The organism is Streptomyces hirsutus (genome assembly GCF_001418415.1).
Lineage (GTDB): Bacteria > Actinomycetota > Actinomycetes > Streptomycetales > Streptomycetaceae > Streptomyces > Streptomyces hirsutus.
Genome location: NZ_LIQT01000004.1, coordinates 1 through 19,768, shown reverse-complemented (window position 1 = coordinate 19,768; position 19,768 = coordinate 1). Strand labels below are relative to the sequence as shown.

The 19,768-nt window shown below is 71.5% G+C and carries 17 protein-coding genes, 1 pseudogene and 1 CRISPR repeat array; of the genes and pseudogenes, 3 read left to right on the top strand and 15 right to left on the bottom strand.

Going from position 1 to position 19,768, the window contains the following annotated elements:
- The 5 genes from AOK11_RS00535 to casA all read right to left on the bottom strand — a co-directional run.
- Positions 1 to 728 (bottom strand): type I-E CRISPR-associated protein Cas6/Cse3/CasE (locus AOK11_RS00535; protein WP_055591610.1); only part of this gene is annotated, 728 nt, incomplete at its 3' end.
- Positions 729 to 737: 9 nt separating this feature from the next.
- Positions 738 to 1,472 carry a type I-E CRISPR-associated protein Cas5/CasD gene (cas5e, locus tag AOK11_RS00530; protein WP_055591609.1) on the bottom strand — a complete coding sequence of 245 codons (735 nt, stop codon included), beginning with the start codon at positions 1,470 to 1,472 and terminating at the stop codon, positions 738 to 740.
- The gene (cas7e, locus tag AOK11_RS00525; RefSeq protein ID WP_055591608.1) at positions 1,469 to 2,668 is read right to left on the bottom strand and encodes a type I-E CRISPR-associated protein Cas7/Cse4/CasC; all 1,200 of its coding nucleotides are present in this window, start codon (positions 2,666 to 2,668) and stop codon (positions 1,469 to 1,471) included. Before cas7e ends, cas5e begins: the two co-directional genes overlap by 4 nt.
- Complete coding sequence (gene casB / locus AOK11_RS00520; RefSeq protein WP_055591607.1) at positions 2,665 to 3,450, bottom strand: type I-E CRISPR-associated protein Cse2/CasB; 786 nt, start codon at positions 3,448 to 3,450, stop codon at positions 2,665 to 2,667. Before casB ends, cas7e begins: the two co-directional genes overlap by 4 nt.
- Positions 3,447 to 5,243, bottom strand: coding sequence for a type I-E CRISPR-associated protein Cse1/CasA (gene casA, locus AOK11_RS00515; RefSeq protein WP_055591606.1), 1,797 nt, complete (start codon positions 5,241 to 5,243; stop codon positions 3,447 to 3,449). Before casA ends, casB begins: the two co-directional genes overlap by 4 nt.
- Positions 5,244 to 5,431: 188 nt before the next feature.
- On the opposite strand from casA, the gene AOK11_RS42600 reads away from it, so the two are divergent.
- Positions 5,432 to 5,758, top strand: coding sequence for a hypothetical protein (locus AOK11_RS42600; RefSeq protein WP_157869253.1), 327 nt, complete (start codon positions 5,432 to 5,434; stop codon positions 5,756 to 5,758).
- A gap of 108 nt (positions 5,759 to 5,866) precedes the next feature.
- On the opposite strand, the gene AOK11_RS00510 is transcribed toward AOK11_RS42600, so the two are convergent.
- The 3 genes from AOK11_RS00510 to AOK11_RS00505 form a co-directional block, all read right to left on the bottom strand.
- Positions 5,867 to 8,875 (bottom strand): CRISPR-associated helicase/endonuclease Cas3, encoded by a 3,009-nt coding sequence (locus AOK11_RS00510; protein ID WP_107098457.1) that lies wholly within the window; start codon positions 8,873 to 8,875, stop codon positions 5,867 to 5,869.
- A gap of 235 nt (positions 8,876 to 9,110) precedes the next feature.
- Positions 9,111 to 10,542: direct repeats of the CRISPR family, unit length 29 nt; unit sequence CTGCTCCCCGCACCCGCGGGGATGGTCCC.
- Positions 10,543 to 10,619: 77 nt separating this feature from the next.
- On the bottom strand, positions 10,620 to 10,820 hold the full coding sequence (locus AOK11_RS38820) for a DUF397 domain-containing protein (protein ID WP_079034542.1): 201 nt from the start codon (positions 10,818 to 10,820) through the stop codon (positions 10,620 to 10,622).
- A gap of 8 nt (positions 10,821 to 10,828) precedes the next feature.
- On the bottom strand, positions 10,829 to 11,680 hold the full coding sequence (locus tag AOK11_RS00505; RefSeq protein ID WP_055591605.1) for a helix-turn-helix domain-containing protein: 852 nt from the start codon (positions 11,678 to 11,680) through the stop codon (positions 10,829 to 10,831).
- 236 nt (positions 11,681 to 11,916) lie between these two features.
- Here AOK11_RS00505 and AOK11_RS00500 point away from each other — a divergent pair.
- A pseudogene (locus tag AOK11_RS00500) lies at positions 11,917 to 12,324 on the top strand (ATP-binding protein); the annotation flags it as partial.
- 48 nt (positions 12,325 to 12,372) lie between these two features.
- Here the strand turns inward: AOK11_RS00500 and AOK11_RS00495 are convergent.
- The 3 genes from AOK11_RS00495 to AOK11_RS00485 all read right to left on the bottom strand — a co-directional run bounded on the left by AOK11_RS00495 (position 12,373) and on the right by AOK11_RS00485 (position 15,564).
- On the bottom strand, positions 12,373 to 13,929 hold the full coding sequence (locus AOK11_RS00495; protein ID WP_055591604.1) for a PQQ-dependent sugar dehydrogenase: 1,557 nt from the start codon (positions 13,927 to 13,929) through the stop codon (positions 12,373 to 12,375).
- Positions 13,930 to 14,349: 420 nt separating this feature from the next.
- Positions 14,350 to 14,568 carry a hypothetical protein gene (locus AOK11_RS43275; RefSeq protein WP_055591603.1) on the bottom strand — a complete coding sequence of 73 codons (219 nt, stop codon included), beginning with the start codon at positions 14,566 to 14,568 and terminating at the stop codon, positions 14,350 to 14,352.
- An 18-nt stretch (positions 14,569 to 14,586) separates the two neighbouring features.
- Positions 14,587 to 15,564, bottom strand: a complete 978-nt coding sequence (locus tag AOK11_RS00485; RefSeq protein ID WP_079034540.1) for an EamA family transporter — start codon at positions 15,562 to 15,564, stop codon at positions 14,587 to 14,589.
- 133 nt (positions 15,565 to 15,697) lie between these two features.
- Between AOK11_RS00485 and AOK11_RS00480 the strand changes: the two genes are divergently transcribed.
- Positions 15,698 to 16,207 (top strand): MarR family winged helix-turn-helix transcriptional regulator, encoded by a 510-nt coding sequence (locus AOK11_RS00480; protein WP_055591602.1) that lies wholly within the window; start codon positions 15,698 to 15,700, stop codon positions 16,205 to 16,207.
- 132 nt (positions 16,208 to 16,339) lie between these two features.
- Here AOK11_RS00480 and AOK11_RS00475 read toward each other — a convergent pair whose 3' ends face one another.
- The 4 genes from AOK11_RS00475 to malQ form a co-directional block, all read right to left on the bottom strand.
- Positions 16,340 to 17,077 carry a nitroreductase family protein gene (locus AOK11_RS00475; protein ID WP_055591601.1) on the bottom strand — a complete coding sequence of 246 codons (738 nt, stop codon included), beginning with the start codon at positions 17,075 to 17,077 and terminating at the stop codon, positions 16,340 to 16,342.
- A 266-nt stretch (positions 17,078 to 17,343) separates the two neighbouring features.
- Positions 17,344 to 17,532 (bottom strand): hypothetical protein, encoded by a 189-nt coding sequence (locus AOK11_RS00470; protein ID WP_206188743.1) that lies wholly within the window; start codon positions 17,530 to 17,532, stop codon positions 17,344 to 17,346.
- A 355-nt stretch (positions 17,533 to 17,887) separates the two neighbouring features.
- A complete protein-coding gene (locus AOK11_RS00465; protein ID WP_055591600.1) occupies positions 17,888 to 18,175 on the bottom strand; it encodes a hypothetical protein in 288 nt (95 codons plus the stop codon).
- 98 nt (positions 18,176 to 18,273) lie between these two features.
- Positions 18,274 to 19,768, bottom strand: a 1,495-nt coding sequence (malQ, locus tag AOK11_RS00460) for a 4-alpha-glucanotransferase (RefSeq protein WP_063793395.1), incomplete at its 5' end; no start/stop codon positions are given.

The following is a 19,768-nucleotide window of genomic DNA, read 5'->3' as shown; positions in this document are numbered from 1 at the left end:
GTCATCGACCCCGACGCCCTGGGTCGCAGGGTGCGGCGCAGGGCGTCGGGGTCGATGACCTCCAGCCGCCCTTCGAAGGTGGCGGTGACGACGGTGACGGGTTTGCCTCGACGACCTTCGGGGCCGCGGGACTTGTCGAAGGAGAGCGACCGCGCGTCCCGTACGGCCAGCTCGTACCGGTCGCCGGGGTGGGGGTGCTTGTGGTGGGTGGTGCCTTCGGGCAGCAGCCGCCGGTCGGCCGGTTTCTCGCAGACGCGGAACCCGAGGCGTGTGAGGCGTTCCTCGTCGAGCAGCCAGCCCATTTGGTGAACGGGGGTGAGGTGCGCGGTGAGTTTGCGGGGTTCGCCTTCCTTTCGGCGGATGGTGTGGACGGGGTTCGCGGTCAGGCGGAACGTCCAGTGGTCGCCGGTGGTCAGCCGGTCGAGGAGCGGGGCGTAGGGCCGGGTGTGCCAGCCAGGGTTTCCGGGGCCGGCGACGGCGGGCCATCCCGCCTGTTCGACCAGGTGCGTCAGGTCCGGGCGGTCGGGGCTGACGACGTACAGCAGGACCTCGGCCCGCGCGTGCTGGTCGAGGCGCCACAGCACGCGGGGTGCGTCGGGCGGCGGGCTGTCGGAGGGCAGGAGGTGGGGGAAGGACGACATGACGGCCGCGTGCATGGCCTGGGGTGAGGACAGGAGGCGGCGGGCGCCGGGCCGGGCGGTGTTGACCCGGAAGCGGGTGATGAACATCGGGTGCTCTCATCCTTCCAGGACGTCGAGGGCGGCAAGGGCGGCGAAGGGGTCGTGCGCGTCGCGCGGCCCGCCGCGGCCTGCGGGCATCGGTGTGGGCACGGGGACGGTGAGGACGGTGCGCGGTGCGTGCCGCCGGTGGGCGGCGTCGAAGCTGACGGGCTGGTCGCGCAGGATGTCCGCCGTGGTGGCGGGCTCGTCGGCGGCCGTCTCGCGCAGCACGGTGAGGGTCCGCGGGGTGCGGCGGCGTCTGCGGTACCAGGGGGAGGCCTGCCACGGGACGGTCGTCAGGACGTCCTCCAGGCGGGCGTCCTCGTACAGGCCGAGGTCGACCGGTCCGGCGGGCGGGCAGGAGCGCCGCCCGAGGTAGGGCGGATAGACCGGGGAGCGCAAGGCGTCGTCGAGGCCGGTGAGCAGGGTGCGGTCGCCTTCGACGGCGGCGACGAAGACGGCGTCGGCGAGGTAGTACCGCTCGGACAGGGGCATGGATGCGCCGGTGACGCCGTGGTGGGCGGTGTGGAAGTCCCTGATGCGGGTGCCCGGTTGGTCGATGCGGACACCGAACCTGAGGGCTGCGAGAGGGGCGAGTGCCCCGTCGTCGCCGCGTTCGATGCCGGCCGCCGCGGCGAGCAGGCCGATGACACCGCTTTTGGTCGGGGCCGATTCGGTGGTGCGGCGGGTGAAGCGGGAGGAGGCCCCCCAGGACTGCAGGGGGCCTGCCAGGCGGAGGGCGAGCACGTTCATGCGGGCTTCTTCTCCAGGCGCTCCGCGACGGCCCGCCCGACGGCGGCGGTGAGTTCGCTGAGCGTGCCGGCCTCGGTGCCGAGGTCGGCGAGCTTCTGCGTGGCGGGGCCGACGCGCAGGACCCAGGTGAGGGTGGTCTCGGGGTTTCCGTAGGCGCGCTCGACGTCGGAGGCGTAGGCGGCGAGGCGGTCGGCGGCCTCACGCAGGTGTCCGCCGCCGTCGCTGCGGACGGGGTCCTCGAAGGCGGCGACGCAGCTGATCGGCCGGGTGGTACGCAGCTTGACGACGACGGCGTCCGGCTCGGTGTGGTGGCCGAACGTGTTGATCTTCCCGGTGGGCAGGGAGTCCACGAAGGCGTGCACGAACGCCTCGACGGCGCGGCGCACCGGCTCGGTGCGCGGTTCGTCGTCGCGCAGGCCCTCCCCGAGGTTGGCGGCGAGCTGGTGCACGCCGAGGGCCGCGTAGCGGTAGAGGGTCGCGGAGTTGAAGTCGACGGTGCCGATCATTCCGGCGCCGGTCTCCTCGTCGGTGTTCTCGTCGTCGACGGCGGTGTAGTAGTCCGACTCGTTGTCGACGCGGTGGACGCTGAGGGCGTGGGCGACCTGCACGGCGGCGTCGACGTTGATGTCGGCGACGTCGGCGACCATGCGGCCGAAGAGGGCGATGTCCACGGAGTGGCGGGTGTCCGCGAGTTCCTTGGCGCGGGCCTTGTTCTCCTTGGTCTTCAGGAACGCGGTGATGTCGGCGGCGCCTTCGAGGGCGAGGCGGGCGAGGCCGTCGAGCTGGCGGGAGCTGAGGAAGACCAGGTACTTGCTCTCGGGGGCGGGTGCGGGGCCGCCGTCCTTCTTGGCCTGGTCGGCCTTCCGCTTGGGAACCTCGGTCTTGAAGCCGGCGGCCTTGACCGTCTCGTCGGCGAGCCGGAGCGCGTCCTCCCGTTCGGTGGACGGGTCGAGGCCGTCGATGCGGTCGGCCAGGAGTTCCACGATCTTCTTGGTCCGTACGCCCAGTTCGGCGGGGTCGAGGAGGTGTTCGTCCTTGAAACAGGTACGGATGGCCCGCTTCCAGGCCTGGCTGGAGACGCGGGCGCGGGGGACTCCTCCGTAGACGGCCGTCTTGGGAGCGCCCGTGTCGTCGCGATTCAGGTTGCTGGGCGGGACGGTCTGCAGGGCGTGCACGTCCAGGAAGATGCGGTTCACGAGGCGTCCTTGTCGGTGTCCGGGAGCATGTCCGGGGCCGTGCCCGGGAGGGTGTTCGCGTCGGGAGCGGTGTGAGGGCCGGGCGTGGTGTTCGCGTCGGGTGCCGGCCGGGGCCGCCGCTGTTCGTGGAAGGAGCGTCCCCACCGGCGGCGGACGGCGGCGGGCCCGTCGGGCCACTGCCAGACGTAGAGCTGGCCGGCGAGGAGGGCGTAGTCGAGCGGGACGTCCTCGCGCCGCAGCAGGGCGACGAGGTCGCGCAGCCGCTGGGTGAGGGTGACGAGGTCGGGGGCGGAGCCCGCTCGTACCAGGCGTTTGCGGACGGGTTCGTCGACGCCGTCGGCCGGCATCAGGCGCCGGACGGCCGCGCCGAGCCCTGCCGGTCGTTCGCGGGTGTGCCGACGGTGCATCGGGGCTCCGCGGGACTGCTGGTGGAACGCCCACAGGGTGAGGGCCGCGTGCAGGGCGTCCTCGGCGCGGATCAGTTCCCGCTCGCTCAGGCGCCGGGCCGGTTCGGGCGAGGCGTGGGCGTTCGCCTCTCCGCCGGTGCCGTGGAGCGGGTCGGTGTCGATGAGGCTCCACAGGTCGGGCAGTTCGCCGGCGGCACGGCCCGCGCCGCGGCGCAGTCGGGCGAGGGCGGCGACGGCCTGGGAGCGGTCCTGGAGGTAGCCCTCCTGCCAGGGGGCGATGTGCGCGGCGGCGAGGTCGGCGACCCGCTGGTACACAGGGACCGACGCGGGCGGGGCGGTGGCGGATGCAGATGTGGATGTGGATGCGGTGGTCATGCGTGCACCTCCGGGGCGGTCGCGGCGGGGTCGGTTTCCGGAGGCCCGGCCGGTCCGGGTCCGGGGATGCCGGGTCCGGGGATGCCGGGTCCGGGGATGCCGGGTCCGGGGATGCCTCCGCCGGCCGGGTCGGTGGCACCCGTGGCGTTGCCTCCGGCATCCGGGGAGCCGGGGTCGCCCAGTGCCCTGGCCAGGCGTCCTCGGAACCACACGTCGGCCAAACCCGCGTTCAGCCAGTGGACGGCGCCCTTCTTGTCGGTGGAGAGGCGGCCCTCCCAGGCCGCGTCGCCCGCGGCGGCGATGAGGCGGTCGCCGGCGCTGCCCACCATCTGCCGTACGCGGCGCTGCCAGGTGTACCGGTGCTCGTACGGGTCGGGGGCGTCCGCCATGGCGGCCAGCCAGCCGCGGTACGGATGTTCCAGCTCGTCGAATCCACCGGCGCGGGCCACGGATTTCGGCCCCTCCTCCTCGGATCCGGTCGCCTGGGCCAGGTCCGCCGCGAGGTCCCCCAGGGCCCGTACGGCCCGGTCGGCGTCCTCGGCGGCGGCGACGGCCTGCCGGGCGTACGCCGGGTCCTGCCGTTGGAGCAGGACGACCGGCAACTCCAGGCGGTCGTCGACGACTTCGTCGATCACGGACTGCTGGGTCCCGTACGTGACGCCCACGAGCCGGGCGCGCACCAGGAAGTTGCGGGAGAGCTGCCCCGAGGACACCAGGCGGGCCACCCACTCGAGGATGCGGGGCCGCAGCCGTGTCGGGCCCTCGGCACCCCCGGTGTCCTCGATCCGGTCGGCGACGAGCGCGGCGATGCCCCGCCAGGCCGCGCGGTCCGGGTCGTGTTCGAGGGGCAGGAAGACGGGTGACCGCCCGAGCTTCTTCTCCTGTGCGGGGCTGCGGCGCCACGGGGTCATCGGCTCGCGGTCGTGCGTGTTCCTGGACGCGAGCGGGTCGCCGTAGCCGAGGACGACTCCGTGGACGCCGTCCGCGTCGTGGTGCAGGCGTACCCGCCGCGACTGCCAGGTGTACAGGTCCCGGGGGCCGGTCGCGGGCCGGTCGGCGGAGCCGGGGCCGCAGGGGGCGCGGCGCCAGGCCGGCCGGTCGTCGCCGGAGAAGCCGAGTCCTTCGGTGTCCGCCGCGACCAGGTTGAGCAGCAGCGTCTCGCGCAGCGTTTTCCCCTCCACGAAGACGCCTCCGAGCCCGCCCGCCCAGCCGGTCCCCAGCGGGTACACCTTGCCGCCCTTGACCCGGTCGTCGCCGTCCATGCCGGTCTTGATGCCGGAGGTGTCGTAGGCGTGGATGTGCACGACCCAGCGTGCCGCCTCGGCGAAGGTCAGCCGCTCCACGTCCGGCATCCGCGCGGAGAAGAACGGGGCACCCGCGGGCACGTCGGCCACGATCCGGTTGAGCGAGAAGACCTCGTCCTTCGTGGTGCGCAGGCCGGGAGTCTGCAGAAAGGGGGTGGCCGGGTGCAGGAGGTCGAAGCGGTCCCGGTGCTGCTCCAGGTAGGCCTCCACGGGAGAGAAGCAGTCGGGGTCCTCCCACAGGTCCGCCCATTCCTCGATGTCACCGGGGCCGTCCAGGGCGTCGTGCGCAACGGCCAGGAGGAGCCGGACGAGGGAGAACTCCTGCGTGGGCAGGTCGCCAACGATGCGCGACACGTTGGCTGCTTCTGAAAAAACTTGACGCAACGACAGCGTCTCCACGCTTCCGTCCAACCTAAGGATGGGCACCCATGATCGATAAGTCAGATCAAATGATGGCTTGTTCGCCGCAGTAGCGATCACCTCAGGCATGGATCTCCTCAAACCTGCAGTTCATCCGGTAGAGAAACGACAACTTGCCAGGTGATCCAAGCGGGCTCCGCCGAGCGGATGGAGCACACACATAGACGTTCATCTTCGGGCTCGCCCCCCTCACGGTCAGCGCAACTGAGCACATCAGGACCACATCTCATCCACGGATGCATCCAAGGAACATGCCCTTGGGCAATCGACGCCCCCTGCGCATCTCGCTGCATGCGATGCACCACGAGCCTCCCATGCCCTACAGTGTCGCCATCAATGTTGAACAGCCTAAGGGGAGTTGGATGCTGAAGCACTGGATCCGTTGGATCCTCGCCATCAGTGCAGTGATCGTCATTTTCTGGTTAGGGCTCCTGACAGGGCATTGGTTACCGCTAGGGGGACCGCAGGATGAAGCCATCAGATGGAGCATCGCCACTGCCTTGGCCAGTGCGATCTCAGCAGTGGGGGGCATGCCATTGGTGCGCTGGGCCGAGGGCAAGGGGCGAATGACGAAGGAACAATGAGCATCGTTGCTGCTACCTGTTCGCTGAGGCATGGCCTCGTCTCGAGGGATCGCGGACCCAAGTAGCATGGCCTCGCTGCTCCCCACCAGTGTGGGGATGGCCCCAGCCTTAGGGGCGTACATAACTGCTCCCCGCACCTAGCGGGGATCCCCCACGGCTTCCCACAGCCTCGCTCTCCCGCGTGGTCCGGGTCACATCAAGGCCGTCTTCCGGGCTGTATCGGAGCCTGAATCCTGCCAGCTGAATCTGGCAATCCTCATCGAGAGCGAGAATCAGCTGATCGGAGAGCCAAGGGCTGTTTCTTCCCTGCCAGTGGGGCAGGTACAGCTGTTCCAGTTCCCCGATGGCCCGGTCCAGGACCGGGCCGGAGAACTGCAGCGGTAACCGCAGTCCGCAGCTCGCGGCCGTACGGGCCGCGAACGGCGTCGGGGTCGCGTCCTGCGGCAGTTCGACACCGGCCCGCTGCCGGTTCCTCCGGTCCGCTCCGAGCCACGGCAGGGTGGCGAGGCTCCCGTCACCGCGTCGCTGTACGACCACGACCTCCAGGCTGTCCCGGCTGTCGCGGACCTGGGCGTGCCCGGTGGGGGTGTCGTCCGTGTCGCCCACGCCGGCGGCCACCCAGCCGAACAGCGGCCGCCCCGCTTTGCCGACGTCCCCCAGTCGGAACACGGCGGCGCGCTCGGCCTGGTCGTCGCGGTGCCGGTCGAACTGCTCGCGCGCCGTCTTCAGCGCGTCCTGCCAGTGGTCCGGCCCGACCGGTCCTTCCCCGTAGGCGCCCTGGACGAGCGGGCTGATGTCCGTCGGGAGTTGCACCGGCTTCCGGGGCCCGCCGTCGAGGTGGGGCAGGAGCGCCGCGGCCGACCGCAGCAGGGCGTACCGCCCGTACACGGCCACCGACCCGCGCACCGGAGCGGGTACGTCCGCCGCCCAGTCGACTCCCGTCACCAGGCAGCGTGCGGTCCGCAGGCGCTCGGGCCGGTCGGCCTGGTCCTGTCCGCGCCGGTGGCGGTGCAGGCGGCCCATGCGCTGGAGGAGCAGGTCGACGGGGCAGAGGTCGCTGACCAGCAGGTCGAAGTCGACGTCCAGGGACTGCTCGGCGACCTGGCTGGCCACCACGATGTGCCGGCCCACGGGCCTTTCCCCCGTACGCTCCGGAGGGCCGAAGAGCTGGAGCAACCTGCTGTCCTTGCCCGCCCGGTCGAGGTCGACGAAGCACGAGTGGGCCACGGTCACGTTCTCGGCGCCGAACTCCTCGCGCAGCGCACGCGCCGTCTCCAGCACCCGCCCGACCGTGTTCCGGATCACCAGGACGCATCCGCCGTCGGCCAGTTCGCTCCGCAGCCGGGCGACGAGGACGTCCTGCCCGTCGGCGATGCGCTCCACGCACACCGTCGTCGACCGGGCCGACGCCTGCGGCCGGCGGACCAGCGGAGCGCCGCCCGGAGCGACGGCGGTCAGCAGCGGGTACGCGTCGTCCGGGGCGGTTGCCGCCGCAGCGGGACCTTCCGCGGGCATGACCGCGTCCGCCCGGCCGGCGTACGCCTCGACGAGTTCACGCCTGCGCGAGGCCGGAAGGGTCGCGGAGAGCACCACCACCGGCACCCGGTACGCACCCAGCCAGGACAACACCCGGTCCAGGTACACGCTCATGTACGTGTCGTAGGCGTGCGCCTCGTCGATGACGACGGCCTTCCCGGCCACCGCGAGATGGCGCAGCGCCAAGTGCCGGCTCTTCAGCCCGGCGAACAGCAACTGGTCGATGGTGCCCGCGACGAACGACGCCAGCATGGCCTTCTTACGCCCCCGCAGCCAGGCGTGCGCCACCAGTTCGGCTCCCGCACGGCGCCGCGCGTCGTCCGTCCGCCGCCCGTCCGACTGCCACGTGGACGAGGCCTCCGCCCCGTCCACGTCGACAGCCTCGACCCGCCCCGCACGGGCCATCAGACCGGCGAAGTCCTCGTTGAGCACCGCTTTGGAATGGGCCAGATGCACGGACCGGCGTGCGCCCGCCACCCCCGGCAGCCGGTCCAGCCAGGCGAGCAGGCGGGGGAACATCGCATTGCCGGTGGCCATGGTCGGCAGGGCGAAGAAAACCCCTCCCACGCCGGAGCGCGCCGCGAAGATCTCGGCCACGGCGAGCGCGGCCTCCGTCTTGCCTTCCCCCATCGGCGCCTCGACGATCATCAGACCCGGCGCCTCCATCTCCCGGGCGAGTTCCACGGCGGCCTCCTGCACGGGGCGCGCCGTCGCCCCCTCCGGCAGTCCGAACCGGGAGGCGAACAACTCCTGAGCGCTCCCGGCAGGTTCCTCGGCCCGCCAGGGGTCCGGCAGGTCCAGCCCCCGCCAGGCCGCGGCAAGACGCTCCTGGTCACTGCGGGACGCCCCGTCGGGGAAGTACGGGAAGAGGTCCGGGTTGCTGGCGATCCAGTCGGAGACGATGACCAGCGCGGTGAGCAGCACCTGAACCGGCTGCGGCAGCTTCGCCGTACGCCACTCCCCCAGCCGTTCCGTCACCCCGAAGCGCTCGGCACAGGCATCGAGCAGTTCCGTCTGCACCTCACGCCACACCCGGCCGCTCGCCCCCGGAGTGCGCAGCAACTCCTCGTGCTCGTACAGGGCCTTGATCTGCCCGTACTCGGGCGGGACTCCGTGATGCCCGCCCACGGCAACCGTGAACTGACCGGTCCGCGCGGGCGCCCACCCGTGCCGCTCCTCCAGCCACTCCCCCAGCAGCACCTGCCCGGCCAGACCGTGCGGCGCGATCCGCCGGTCCGGCCCCATCGCCTTCGCCGAGCGCATCTCCAGCCCTTGGTCGCGCATCGCGTCGGCGAGTTGATCGACCTGGCAGGCGAACGCGGGGGTGGCCTTGCCGATGTCGTGCACCCCGGCCAGCCACACGACGAGGGCCCGCGCGTCCGACTCGCCCTGCGGCAAGGCCTCGGCCACCAGCCGCCGCACCCCCACGGGCAGCCACCGGTCCCACAACAGGCCGGCCACCGCCGCGCTGTCCTCCATGTGCCGCCACAGCGGCAGCCACCCGTCGGTGTCCCGATCATGCTTGGCCCACACCGCCCGAGCCGGCCCCCCGAGCCGACACAGCAGGCCGGATCGGGGCATCCCCCCATTGGTCATGAGGGATTGATACAGGGAGAGACGGGCTCCACACACCAAAATAGGCAAAGAGACGGAAGCAGGGGCAGGAAGCGATATCGGGACTTACGATGACCGGCTTACCATCGCTTCACCGAGAAGCGCCCGCGAGACCGAATGGCACCACATGCCCTATTTGCCGAGATCTGCAAAAGTCTCCGAAACCACGTCCCCGCGAGAGTAAAACCGCAGGTCGCCCAGTCTGCTCCCCGCACCCGCGGGGATGGTCCCGGCGCGCACCGCGGGTGGGGGTGACGTTCGGTCTGCTCCCCGCACCCGCGGGGATGGTCCCGCGCTCATGACGGCATCGCGCAGCGTGCCCTTCTGCTCCCCGCACCCGCGGGGATGGTCCCCCGTGGCCGACGTCCTCCCCCGTCGGTCGCAGCTGCTCCCCGCACCCGCGGGGATGGTCCCGGCTCCCGGTGGCTAGACCGGGGGCCGTTTTGCTGCTCCCCGCACCCGCGGGGATGGTCCCCCTGGCTCGCCACGATGAGCCCGCAGCAACTCCTGCTCCCCGCACCCGCGGGGATGGTCCCCCCGCCGACATGACCGTCCCCGACAAGACGTGCTGCTCCCCGCACCCGCGGGGATGGTCCCCAGTTGAAAGCACCATTGGCGATGTCAGGGATCTGCTCCCCGCACCCGCGGGGATGGTCCCATGGGGTGGCAGCGCATGATGCGGTTCTGCTGCTGCTCCCCGCACCCGCGGGGATGGTCCCGGCATGACGGGCCGCGCCGCGGGCTTCGACATCTGCTCCCCGCACCCGCGGGGATGGTCCATCTCGTCGTTGCTCACAGGAGGGTCTCCGGGTCTGCTCCCCGCACCCGCGGGGATGGTCCCTACGGCCCCCCAGGTCAGAGGGGGTGCCTACACTGCTCCCCGCACCCGCGGGGATGGTCCCGAGAAACAACGGACCCCCACGCGCGCAGAAACCTGCTCCCCGCACCCGCGGGGATGGTCCCAGGACGTCGGCGTCGGACGCCGTCTGCTTGACCTGCTCCCCGCACCCGCGGGGATGGTCCCAGGACGTCGGCGTCGGACGCCGTCTGCTTGACCTGCTCCCCGCACCCGCGGGGATGGTCCCTCGAAACGCGGTCTGACGGCTCGTCTCAACGCCTGCTCCCCGCACCCGCGGGGATGGTCCCCGCCCACCACCGAGGAGCGGCTCACCGCTCTGCTGCTCCCCGCACCCGCGGGGATGGTCCCACGGCCGCCGCGGCGGGCCTGTCCTGGACGGGCTGCTCCCCGCACCCGCGGGGATGGTCCCGAAATCGCCGCGCTCCGGCGTCGTGTCCTGGAATGCTCCCCGCACCCGCGGGGATGGTCCCGCGAACATCTGCACCGGCAGGGCGACCGCCGCCTGCTCCCCGCACCCGCGGGGATGGTCCCTTCGGGACGTGGCTGCCCCAGCCGGTCCCGGCCTGCTCCCCGCACCCGCGGGGATGGTCCCACCGCGAGTGCCCGGTAGCACTCGGCCGCACCCTGCTCCCCGCACCCGCGGGGATGGTCCCGAGTAGCCCACGTCGGACCAGCCGTTGCCGTCCTGCTCCCCGCACCCGCGGGGATGGTCCCTCAAAGCGCAGGTGTTCCCCGACCAGTTCACCCTGCTCCCCGCACCTGCGGGGATGGTCCCACCCGGGCCGAGGTCCTGATCTCCGAAGCCGTCTGCTCCCTGCGCCCGCGGGGAGCAACTTCAAGGAGAGCCCCGTGTTATTTCGGGTGACCTTGGGACCTCTTCAGCGCATCGACAAAGGCAGCGAACGCAGGGCCGGGCACGGTCAGGGTGCCGCAGGTAGGACTTTTCGAGTCGCGGATGGCTACGCGCGGGTGGCATGGAGCAACCTCGACACAGGCATTGCCGTCGCCGCTACCCGAGTAGGACGACTTCTTCCAGAGGCCAGGGGTCGTCATCGCGGACCTCACAGCTCCTTCACCAGCCGGTGGATGAGATCACGGGAACGCCGAGGTTCGAGCGCCACCGCCTTCACTCTACGGAAAAGCGTTCGGAAGACACCGAGTTGCGCTTCACTCTCCACAAAGAGCGCCCCTTGAGGGCCGTCTCGGACCACCGTGTCCAACCTCGGAACAGTGCCGCCGACGTAGACCATGGCGGCGCTGATGTCCGCGAATTCCTCCAGGTCGAAAGGGATGACACGTACGGTCACGCAGTCGCTCTCCATCAGCTCCAGGAGGGTGGAAAGCTGCGTCCGTGACGTTTCCCGCCCACCTACTCTGATCCGCAGGGCCGCCTCATGGATCAGCGCCTCGTACGGCACCGGCTGCGCGCCGTCGATGACGACTCGCCTCTGCATCCGGTGACGTACACGCAATTCGAGGTCTTCTTGAGGTAGTTCGGGCACCCTCCTCGAGAAGAGCGCCCGCGCATAATCCGCAGTCTGCAGCAGACCGGGGACATGAAGGAAGTCCACGTCCCACCGGAAGGTGGCGTGGTGCTCCAGCTCGGACAGATCCAGGAATGAGGTGGGCAGGAGACCCCTGTATTCCTCCCACCAGCCACGGACCCGGTCGGCTGCCATCACGGCCAACGCGTCGACCAATTCGTCGTCCGTGCAGGCGTAGTGGGCAGCCATGCGGCGCAGTCGCTGCTCGCTCACACCTGTGGTGCCGGCCTCGATCTGGCTGATCTGCACAGAATTCACGCCGAGCAGTGCCGCCGCCTCGCGGGCACTGAGGTCTGCGGCCTCCCGAAGTCGGCGCAGTTCAGCGGCCAAACGTAGCTGTCGCGCTGTCGACTCACGCCTACTACCCATCGATCGCCCTTCCCTCAGCACGCCTGTCAACAGCACGACTCGTTCGGGCGTCAGGCTACGCGATCCACTTGCCTCGGGTTAAATCTAAGGTCTACTTTCGGTGATGCAACGAACGCTTTGAGTAGCCACCGACGCCGGAAGTTCACCGCTCCGCCATGCCACAACGCGAGCGGCAACGACACCGTCGACCACGGCTGCTGTTCCTTCCAACCAACCTTCACTCAACAGGAGTTCGCATGCCCGAAACCGACCCGTGGGAGTACTCACTCTCCATCCCGAACGATCCCAGAGCCGTCACCGTCTGCCGCCGTACCCTGCGTTTGATCCTCACGGTGCACGGCCTGATCGGGCAGGTCGACGTCGCGGAGCTGCTCGCGACGGAGTTGATCGGCAACGCCGTGCGGCACACCAAGGGGCCCGCCGCACTGCGGGTGCGCTGCTCGGCGTCGGGGGTTCTTCGGATCGGGGCGTGGGACGCGGACCCGTCCCCGCCCGAGCCGCCGCAGCCCTTCACGCCGGCGCTGGACCGGGAGGACGGGCGGGGGCTCGCCCTGGTGCGGGCCTGTGCCGATGCCTGGGGCTGGCAGCCGCTCTCGCGGGAGGGCAGCCGGGGCAAGTACGTGTGGTGCGAGCTGGGTGCCGCTCAGGCCGTCGGAGGCGTGGCCGTGGGACCGCCGGACCGCGTCGGTGGTTCAGCGGCCGACCGCGCAGGCGTCCCCATTGAGCGTGAACCGTGGCGGTGATGACGCGTCGCCGGTGTGGTCGGCAAGGTAGCCGAGGGTGATGCTCGCGCCCGGAGCGATCGCGGCGTTGTGGGAGGCGTCGGTCGCCGTGATCACGTTGCTTCCCTGGGTCAGGTTCGTGTTCCAGTCGGAGACGACGGTCTGCCCGAGGGCCAGCGGGAACTCCAGCGTCCAGCCGTTCACCGGGGTGCTGCCGGTGTTGGTGACGGTGAGGTCGGTCGTCAGGCCGGTCCCCCAGGTCGTCACCGTACGGTCCACCCGGCAGGTGGGCTCCTCCCGCTCGAACGACACCCGGTGCAGGCCGCCGGGCAGGTCGTTGACGACGTAGAACTCCCCTTCGGCGGTCGTGCCGATCGACGTCACCTGGGTGGGCATCTCACCGATCTCGGCCTGCTCGTAGCCTCCGCTGCCGTCGGGGCGCAGCGCCCAGACCGTGGACGAGCAGTAGTCGGTGGCGATGTACGTGCCGCCGACCAGACCGGCGTACTTCTGGCCGCGGTAGACATGACCGCCGATGACCGAACAACCCCCGGTGTACGGGGAGTACGTGAAGACCGGTTCGGTGTACGTCTCACCGGGCCCGCAGTCGCCGCCCTTGAACTTCTCCAGCCCTTCATAGCAGGACCAGCCGAGGTTCAGCCCACCCTGTCCGGGGGTGAGATGGTCGACCTCCTCCCATCGGCCCTGGCCGACGTCGCCGATCCACATCGATCCGTCGGCCTCGTCGAAGGAGAACCGCCACGGGTTGCGCAGCCCGTACAACCAGATCTCCTCGCGGGCTCCGTCCGTGCCCACGAAGGGGTTGTCGGCGGGGACGCAGTAGGGAAGCGGGCCGCAACCGCGGCTCACGTCGATCCGCATGATCTTGCCCAGCAGGGTGTCCAGCCGTTGGCCGGAGCGGAAGGGGTCCCCGGAGCCGCCGCCGTCGCCGATGCTCCAGTACAGGTTGCCGTCGGGGCCGAACGCGAGCTGGCCGCCGTTGTGGTTGTTGTACTCGGCGTGTTCCTGGGAGAGCAGGACCTCCAGGCGGGACTCGTCGAGCCGGTAGCGGGCGAGGGTGACCGCGCCGTCGGGCAGTGCCGTGTACGCCAGGTACACGTTCTGGCTGGCGGCGAAGTCGGGCGGGAGGGCGATACCGAGCAGACCGCGCTCGTTGCCCGATTCGTCCACGGCCGACGTGATGTCGATGAGCGGGGGTGCGGCCAGACCGGTGTCCGGGTGGTAGACGCGGACGGTGCCGGACTTCTCGGTGATGAACAGCCTGTCCGTGCCGTCGTCGGGACCGACGACGGCGGTGGGCCGTCTCAGCCCGCGGGCGACCTGGGTGGTGGTCGCGCTGAGCGACGGCAGAGGCACGGTCGAGGTGCCCTCCGCCGTTGCCGTCCCGGGCGACACGGTGCCCGCCGCGGGAGGGGCCGCCGCGACGGACCGGGCCGCGGCCGGCAGGGGAGCGAGGGCGGTCAGCAGAAGGGCCAGCAGAAGGGGCCCGGTCCAGCGTCGTAGCATGTCGGCTCCAGAAACGAGGACGTTTGCACGGCGGTGGTGCTTCTGGTGCTTCTCCGGGCAACAGGCGCGATCGGTCCCCTGCGGGGTTCGATGGCGTGGGAGCGCTCCCGCGGACTCCTAGGCTGCGCGTCGTGAAACAGGGCGGCAATGCCTGTTCGCGCCACTTTCGCCCTGCGTGGCGCGAACGGTGCGTTACTTCTCGCGACCGAGGGGCCCGAGCCGCCGCAGCCCTTCCCTTCGGCGCCGGACCGGGATGACGGGAGAGGGCTCGCCCTGGTGCGGGCCTGTGCGATGTCCGGGGTCGGCAGCCTCTCTCGTATGAGGGCGGCCGGGGCAAGTACGTGTGGTGTGAGCTGGACGGCGTTCGGGTAGGGCGCCCGGGCTGAGCGCATCCCAACGCACCGCACCGGCGTGGTGCGTTCACGCCCTTCGTTCCGCGGAGGCGTGGAAGCGGCGGACCGCGTGCGCCGCCCGGTCGCAGCGGGGGACGAGCAGGGCTTCCGTGACACCGGAGGCCGACTGTGCCGCACAGGTCCGCAGGGCTTCGGACATTTCCCCAGCGGCTGCGACGGTGCCAGCGGGGCAGATCGCGGACAGGTCCGGCCGGTGCTCCGTGAGGGTGGCCGTCTCGGTGGGCATCCGGTCCGGCGTGCGGGGTCAGCGTGGGTTCGACGAATGGCGAGGCCGCGCGTCACGGTCCGCCGTTCCGCTACGCACAGGGGGCCCCACCGACGGGCGGTGGTCCGTCGTCTCGCAGTGCCGTGAAGCCTTCCGCCGGGGCGCGGGTGCGAGCTGACCCGCCACCGTCGCGCCGAACGCCATTGCCATGCCGGCCAGTTGCCAAGGCGTCAGCGCCTCGCCGAGCGCCGCCCAGCCGATGACGGCCGCGGTGAGCGGGGAGAGCGGGCCGAGGAAGGTGACCTGGGTGGCGGTGAGGCGGCCGATGCCGCGGAACCAGAGCCAGTACGCGACCGCCGTGTTCACCAGAGCGAGGTAGAGGTAACCGCCGATCGCCGGGCCGTCCAGTACGGGCGGCGCGCCCTCGACCAGGAGAGCGAGCGGGGCGATCAGCAAGCCGCCCGCGGTCAGTTGCCAGCCGGTGAGCGCGAGCGGGCCGACGCCCTCGGGGCGGCCCCACCGCTTGGTGAGCACGGTGCCGGTGGACATGGAGGCGATGGAGGCGAGTGCCGCGAGCACGCCGAGCGGGTCCAGCGCCCCGGCCGCCTTCAGGACGACCAGGCTCACGCCGAACGTGGCCACGGTCCCGGTGAGCAGGGTGCGTACCGTCGGCCGTTGCCCCAGCAGCAGTGCCGAGAGGCCGACCACGCACAGCGGCGCGATCGAGCCGACGGCCGCGGCCATGCCGCCGGGCAGCCGGTACGCGGAGAGGAACAGCAGGGGGAAGAAGGCGCCGATGTTGAGTGCGCCGAGCACGGTCGCCTTCCCCCACCAGGCGCCGCGCGGCAGCACCCTGGCGAGCGCGAGCAGCAGCAGTCCGGCGGGCAGGGCGCGCATCAGGCCGGTGAACAGGGGGCGGTCGGCCGGGAGGAACTCGGTGGTGACGGCGTAGGTGGTGCCCCAGGAGACGGGGGCGAGGGCGGTGAGCGCGATCAGGGTGGCACGGTTCGGGGCCATGGGTGCGCACCTCTTCCCGGGGACGGCTTCAGGTGGACAGCAAGTAGCTTAGCGCTAAGCAACTTTTCATCAAGCCACTTTCTTGCAAGCTACTTTCTTGCGGGCGACCGGGAGGGGACGGATACTCCTGCCCATGAGTGCACGCCCCGAGCAGCGCAAGGATCCCGTCGACGCGATCGTCGAACAGTGGGCCAGGGAGCGGCCGGACCTCGACACGGTCGCGATGGAGGTCTTCGGCCGCATCACCCGGCTCTCACGCGCCATGGGCGACCTGTTGGAGAAGGCGTACGCCAAGTACGGCATCTCACGCGGGGAGTTCGACGTCCTCGCGACCCTACGCCGCTCCGGCGAGCCCTACGCCCTCTCCCCGCGCCAGCTCTCGGCCACGCTGATGCTCACCACCGGCGGGATGACGGGCCGCCTCGACAAACTGGAGCGGGCGGGACTACTGCGCCGCTCCCCCGACCCGCACGACCGCCGGGGCCTCCAGGTCACGCTCACCGAGCGGGGCCTGCACCTGGCCGACGAGGCGGTCGGCGCGGGCCTCGCGCTCCAGACGGAGGCCCTGTCCGCTCTGGACGGGGACAGGGCGAAACAACTGGCCGATCTGCTCCGGGAATTGCTGCTCGCCACCGAGAGGTAGCGAACAGCCCGGCGTCCGGGGGCGCGAACGCCGAATGCCGGACGCCGGACCACCACCGCGTTCCGGGCGGGGCACCCTCCCCCGCCCGGTGCCCGGCAGCGGCCCGGCAGCCCTGCGCCTGGGGCTTGCGGCCTACCAGCGGTTCCGGTGCACGACCTCCGCGACCGGGCGGCGACTCACCGGACCGAAGTTGCCGCGCGGCCACCCCACCGGAATGGCCGCGAAGGTGTTCATGTCCTCGGGAATGCCGAGGGCCGCCTTCCACTCCTCCTCCAGCATCAGGTGCCAGATGGTGATGTTGGCGGCCAGGCCCAGACCCCTCGCGGCGAGCAGCAGGTTCTGCACGCCCGGGTAGACACAGGAGCCCTCCGCGAGCGCGGAGAAGCGCTCCTGGATCCGCCCCATGCGCGCCGTCCCCTCGGCGCCGAGCGCCTCGGCGTAGCGCTGCAGGCCCTCCTCCTCGATCCTCGGCTCCGGGAACCGGTAGCAGGGGATGATCAGCGCCGGGGTCTCGGCGAAGTGGTCGCGCTGGTACTCGATGGCGGCGACCATGCGCCCGTACGCGGCCTCGTCCATGCCGACGGGGGCGTACTTGCCGGTCGTGGCGAGGTACGCGTCCACGCACCGCTTCCACAGCGGCGCGAGCTCGGCCATGACCTCGGGGTCGGTGACGACGACGTACTCGTAGCGCTGCATGTTGCCGCCGCTGGGGCCCCAGACGGCCGCCTGGATCAGTTGGTCCAGGAGCTCATCGGGCACCGGGTCGGGCTGGAGGCGCCGCATGGCCCGCATGGTGGACATGGTCGCGAAGAGGGCCGGTTCGGTGGCGTCGCCGGCCGAGGCCTCGGACAGAGTGGCTTGAGTGTTCATGAACAGAGTCTAGAAACGACACTTCCCGCCCTGACACCCGGTCACCTCTGCTTTATTGCAGAGGAACTTGACGTCCCTTCAGCCCTTCGGTGAAGGCAGGGCGCGGGCGGAGAGGGGGGAGCGGGAGGGGAGCAGGAGAAGGACGCCTCATCGGCGTGGCAGTCCCCGGAACCGCCCCCGCGCGACTGCGTACCCGAGGGAGAGCAGCGTTTCGGCAGCGGTTCCGACGGCGTTGCGGCCGTCGGTCCCTCTCGCCTCGCAGCTTCCTAGTCACCGTCGCCGGTGGGCTGGTCTTGGCTCCGGTTCTTCCCGAGGCTGCGCAGCAGTTCCCCCGCACCGAGCGTCACGGCCGCCACGGCGCGGGCCCAGCGGGGCCCGCCGCGCTCCGCCCACACCACACACACGCACCCGCCGACGACTAGCGCCAAGATGCCGAGCAGCACCAGAGTAATCATGTTCCCCACCCCTGCATTCGTTCATACGGTCCCGGCGATCGCCTCGGACCGGAAAGAAACGCCACCTGGGCAGCATGCCGTACGTACCACCGACGGAACGACGCCAAAGCGTCGGCTACAGGGACGGGCCGTCGGCGGTGACCGTGTCGCGGCCGGGCGCCTGCCCTCGGTTCGCGCTGCTGCCCGTCGTCGTGAACATCGCTCCGTCCGACTGCTGCGGACATGACTCGTCGATGTGGAGCAGCAGCCGACACGAAGGGCGCCGACCCTGCCACCCCTACGGCGATTCGCGCGTACGGGTGGCGGGGTCGGCGCCCTCGGAAAGGTGCGGGAACGACCGGGCCCGGGACCGGGGTCAGGCCTTGACGTCGGCCTTGGCGTCCGGCTTGACCGCGATGTTGGAGCTGGTCGTGTCCTTCTTCTTGTGCGACTTGTCGCCGACCATCACCAGCCCGGCGATGACCAGGAAGAGCACGATCGGGGCCACGACGTACAGCCCCAGCGTCTCGATCACGCTCAGGCCCGTGCCGGGGTCGTCGCCGTCGTCGCGGGTGAGCGCGAGCGCGGGGGACGTCATGAGCAGCATCATCAGCGTCGTACCGGCTGCCAGGGCGCCGGCGCGCAGGGCGTTCGTCTTGTCCACGGTGCCAACGTAGCGAACCGCCGTGAGGCCCGCGCGTCCGGGGGTGCGTACGGGACCCCGGTCGCACCGGGTATGTCCCGGTGCGACCAGGTTTGCCCTCAGGTCTCGCCCGGGGCGTCCGCGCTGTCCGTACTGTCCGCTCCGCCCGGCCGGTCGGAGCAGGTGCGCACCACGTCGAGCAGGGCGCGCAGTCTCGGGGACGCCGTCAGTTCCTCCAGGGGGATCGGGCGGCCCTGCGCGTCGGCGATGGGCAGGCGCCAGTTCGGGTACTGGTCCCAGGTGCCGGGGAGGTTCTGCGGGCGCCGGTCGCCGACGCCGTCGGGGAGCCAGACGCCGATCATCCGGGCGGGGGTGCGCAGCAGGTAGCGGTGGACGGCCTGGATGCGTGCCTCCTCCTCCGTGGTGGCGGTGCCGCTCGTGCCGTGGCCGTGCAGGAGACCGAGCCCGGTCAGCAGGTCCAGCCACTCCGCGGTGTCCGCGACGGCCTCCGCGTGCTCCTCGGCGAGGGGGCGGGTGAGCAGGCCGAGGCCGTCGCGGAGCTCGACGTGTTCGCCGGTGAGGCGGGACGCGGTGGGCGGCAGGTCGTGGGTGGTGACGGTGGCCAGGCAGTCGGCGCGCCAGGTCTCCGGCGGCAGTGGCCGGCGGTCGCCCTCCCAGTCCCGTTCGAACCAGAGCACCGACGTCCCGTACACCCCGCGTTCGCGCAGCGTCTCGCGCACGCCGGGCTCGACCGTGCCCAGGTCCTCGCCGATCACCACCGCCCCGGCGCGGGAGGCCTCCAGGACGAGGACGGCGAGCATCGCCTCGGCGTCGTAGCGGACGTACGTGCCCTCGGTGGGCGGCTGTCCCTGGGGTACCCACCAGAGCCGGAACAGGCCCATGACGTGGTCGATGCGCAGGGCGCCCGCGTACCGGAGCAGGGCCTGGAGCAGGGCGCGGAACGGCGCGTAGCCGGAGGCGGCGAGCCGGTCGGGGCGCCAGGGCGGCAGGCCCCAGTCCTGGCCGCGGGCGTTGAAGGCGTCCGGGGGCGCGCCGACCGACATGCCGGCGGCGAGGGTGTCCTGCTGCGCCCAGGCGTCGGAGCCGCCGGGGTGCACGCCGACCGCGAGGTCGTGGATGATCCCGAGCGGCATCCCGGCCTCGCGCGCGGCCCGCTGGGCGGCGGTGAGTTGGGTGTCGGTGAGCCAGGCCAGCCGGGAGTGGAAGTCGACCCGGTCCGCCAGTTCGTGGCGGGCCCGCGCGGTCTCGGGCGAGCGCGGGTCGCGCAGTCCGGCGGGCCAGGTGTGCCAGTCGGGGCCGTGCACCTCGGTGAGCGCGCACCAGGTGGCGTGGTCCTCCAGGGCCTGCCCCTGCCCGGCGAGGAAGTCGCGGTAGGCGGCGAGGCGGCCGGGGCCGAGCGGTACCTCGTTCACCACTGCTTCGAGTGCGGCCTTCTTGACCGCCCAGACGGCGTCCCGGTCGATCAGGGCGCCCTTGTCCAGCACCGCCTCGCGCAGCTCCGCGGCCCGCCGGAGCAGGTCCCCCAGCCGGTCCCGTCGCGGGTCCCGCCGCCGGGCGCGGTCGTCCTCGGCGCCCGCGAGGTCCTCGGCTCCC

Coding starts and splice junctions, on each gene's coding strand:
- cas5e (WP_055591609.1), bottom strand. CDS start 1,472: ATGAACGTGCTCGCCCTCCGCCTGGCAGGCCCCCTGCAGTCCTGGGGG.
- casB (WP_055591607.1), bottom strand. CDS start 3,450: ATGACCACCGCATCCACATCCACATCTGCATCCGCCACCGCCCCGCCC.
- casA (WP_055591606.1), bottom strand. CDS start 5,243: ATGCCTGAGGTGATCGCTACTGCGGCGAACAAGCCATCATTTGATCTG.
- AOK11_RS00510 (WP_107098457.1), bottom strand. CDS start 8,875: ATGCCCCGATCCGGCCTGCTGTGTCGGCTCGGGGGGCCGGCTCGGGCG.
- AOK11_RS38820 (WP_079034542.1), bottom strand. CDS start 10,820: ATGACGACCCCTGGCCTCTGGAAGAAGTCGTCCTACTCGGGTAGCGGC.
- AOK11_RS00505 (WP_055591605.1), bottom strand. CDS start 11,680: ATGGGTAGTAGGCGTGAGTCGACAGCGCGACAGCTACGTTTGGCCGCT.
- AOK11_RS00495 (WP_055591604.1), bottom strand. CDS start 13,929: ATGCTACGACGCTGGACCGGGCCCCTTCTGCTGGCCCTTCTGCTGACC.
- AOK11_RS43275 (WP_055591603.1), bottom strand. CDS start 14,568: ATGCCCACCGAGACGGCCACCCTCACGGAGCACCGGCCGGACCTGTCC.
- AOK11_RS00485 (WP_079034540.1), bottom strand. CDS start 15,564: ATGGCCCCGAACCGTGCCACCCTGATCGCGCTCACCGCCCTCGCCCCC.
- AOK11_RS00480 (WP_055591602.1), top strand. CDS start 15,698: ATGAGTGCACGCCCCGAGCAGCGCAAGGATCCCGTCGACGCGATCGTC.
- AOK11_RS00475 (WP_055591601.1), bottom strand. CDS start 17,077: ATGAACACTCAAGCCACTCTGTCCGAGGCCTCGGCCGGCGACGCCACC.
- AOK11_RS00470 (WP_206188743.1), bottom strand. CDS start 17,532: ATGATTACTCTGGTGCTGCTCGGCATCTTGGCGCTAGTCGTCGGCGGG.